This window comes from Terrisporobacter muris (genome assembly GCF_024621905.1).
Taxonomy (GTDB): domain Bacteria; phylum Bacillota; class Clostridia; order Peptostreptococcales; family Peptostreptococcaceae; genus Terrisporobacter; species Terrisporobacter muris.
Window position 1 is genome coordinate 1 of record NZ_JANKBY010000487.1, and the last position, 2005, is coordinate 2005.

Annotated in this window: 2 protein-coding genes; both read left to right on the top strand. The window is 31.2% G+C overall.

Annotation, left to right across the window (positions count from 1 at the left end; all coding sequences use genetic code 11):
• Positions 1-93: 93 nt before the first annotated feature.
• Entirely contained in the window at positions 94-1062 is a 969-nt protein-coding gene (gene galU / locus NSA58_RS19600; RefSeq protein ID WP_074079974.1) for a UTP--glucose-1-phosphate uridylyltransferase GalU, read from the top strand.
• A 67-nt stretch (positions 1063-1129) separates the two neighbouring features.
• Positions 1130-1696 (top strand): COG2426 family protein, encoded by a 567-nt coding sequence (locus tag NSA58_RS19605; protein WP_074079973.1) that lies wholly within the window; start codon positions 1130-1132, stop codon positions 1694-1696.
• Positions 1697-2005 lie beyond the last annotated feature (309 nt).

The following is a 2005-nucleotide window of genomic DNA, read 5'->3' on the forward strand; positions in this document are numbered from 1 at the left end:
CGATCTAAAGGAAATTAATAAAAAATATATTTTAAATAATAGTATACTATAATAAAATATATAAATAATAAGCAGATATTTATGGGGGAGAAAATGAAAAGAAATACAGTAAGAAAAGCAATAATACCAGCAGCAGGATTAGGGACTAGATTCTTACCTGCAACAAAAGCCCAAGCAAAAGAAATGTTACCAATAGTGGACAAGCCAACGCTACAATACATAATAGAAGAAGCAATAGCATCAGGCATAGAAGAAATACTAATAGTAACAGGGCGTAACAAAAAATGCATAGAAGATCATTTTGATCGTAGTGTAGAGTTAGAATTAGAACTTGAAAACAAAGGCAAAAAAGAAATGCTAGATATGGTTCAAAACATATCTAACATGGTAAATATTCACTACATCAGACAAAAAGAACCAAAAGGACTGGGACACGCTGTTCACTGTGCAAAAAGTTTCATAGGGGATGAGCCTTTTGCAGTTTTACTTGGAGATGATATAGTAGATGCAGAAGTTCCATGTTTAAAGCAAATGATAAATGCTTATGATGAATACAAAACTTCTATACTAGGAGTTCAAGAAGTTGATAGAGAAAATGTAAACAAGTACGGAATACTTGATGTTAAACATATAGAAGACAGAGTATATAAAGTAAAAGATATGGTAGAAAAACCATCTGTAGAGGAAGCGCCATCTAATATAGCTATACTTGGAAGATACATAATAACTCCAGAAATATTTAACATATTAGAAAATCAAGAGCCAGGAAAAGGTGGAGAAATCCAACTTACAGATGCTCTTCAAACATTAGCTACTAAGGAAGCTATATATGCATACAACTTCGAAGGAAGAAGATATGATGTAGGTGATAAGCTAGGTTTCTTAGAAGCTACTGTTGATTTTGCGCTAAAAAGACCTGAACTTAGAGATGATTTTATAGAGTTTTTAAAAAGTAAAGCTGGTACAATAAGTAAAGAAGAGAAGGTTAAAAAGGACAGTAAAGAAAGTAATGAAAATGAAATAGATAACATTTTAGAAGAAGTGGCAGTTACTGTTGAATAGATTTAATAATACCCAGATATAAAATCCTGGGTATTATTTATATATTTAAAGAGAGGAATTATAATTAATGGATTATATTAAATTGTTTATTTTATCTATGGTACCAATAATAGAGCTAAGAGGGGCAGTACCATTAGGAATAGCAATGGACTTAAACCCAGTTTATCTATATATAACTTGTGTAATAGGTTCTTCCATAGTGGCAGTACCAGTAGTTTTATTATTTAGACAAGCTATAGATTTTTTTAGACATAGAAAATATTTTAATAAAGTTATTAGAAGGGTAGATAGAAAAATTGAAGGTAGGGCTAAAAAACTAAAAGCAGCTAGTATAATAGGGCTTATAATTTTTGTTGGTGTGCCCCTTCCTACAACAGGGTCATGGTCTGGAGCTGCTTTAGCATCTATATTTAAGATGAGAATAAAAGATGCACTTTTAGGTATATTTATAGGAAATGCCATAGCAGGTGTGATTATGATGACTGTCTCTCTACATTTATCAGAGGGAATTAATATGGGGACTTTATTAATAGGTTTAGTTGTTGTTATAGCTGGGATTTTTGCTATTATTAAGAAGAAAAGAAATAACAAGTTAAATGCTAGTTTTAATGACAATGAGAGAGTAGAAGCATAAAGGGAATATAGGTTCACAGAGTCATAATTTAGAGCTTATGGAGAAATGAATATAGAGTATTTAGATCAAGAAGATGCATGGAGATGGCATAGTAACGATCCTGATGGATATAAAGGCGTAATAGAAGAAGTGGCAGTAAGTGCTGAATAATATAAAACACTTATAAAAACCCCTTAGAGATTTTTTGAAGTGAACCCTTTACACGGGAATAAATAAAACAACCTCTTTTGAAACATACTATATGTATGATTTTAAAGGAGGTTATTTTATTATGAGTACAAGAGTACACTACTCACCAGAAATAAAATG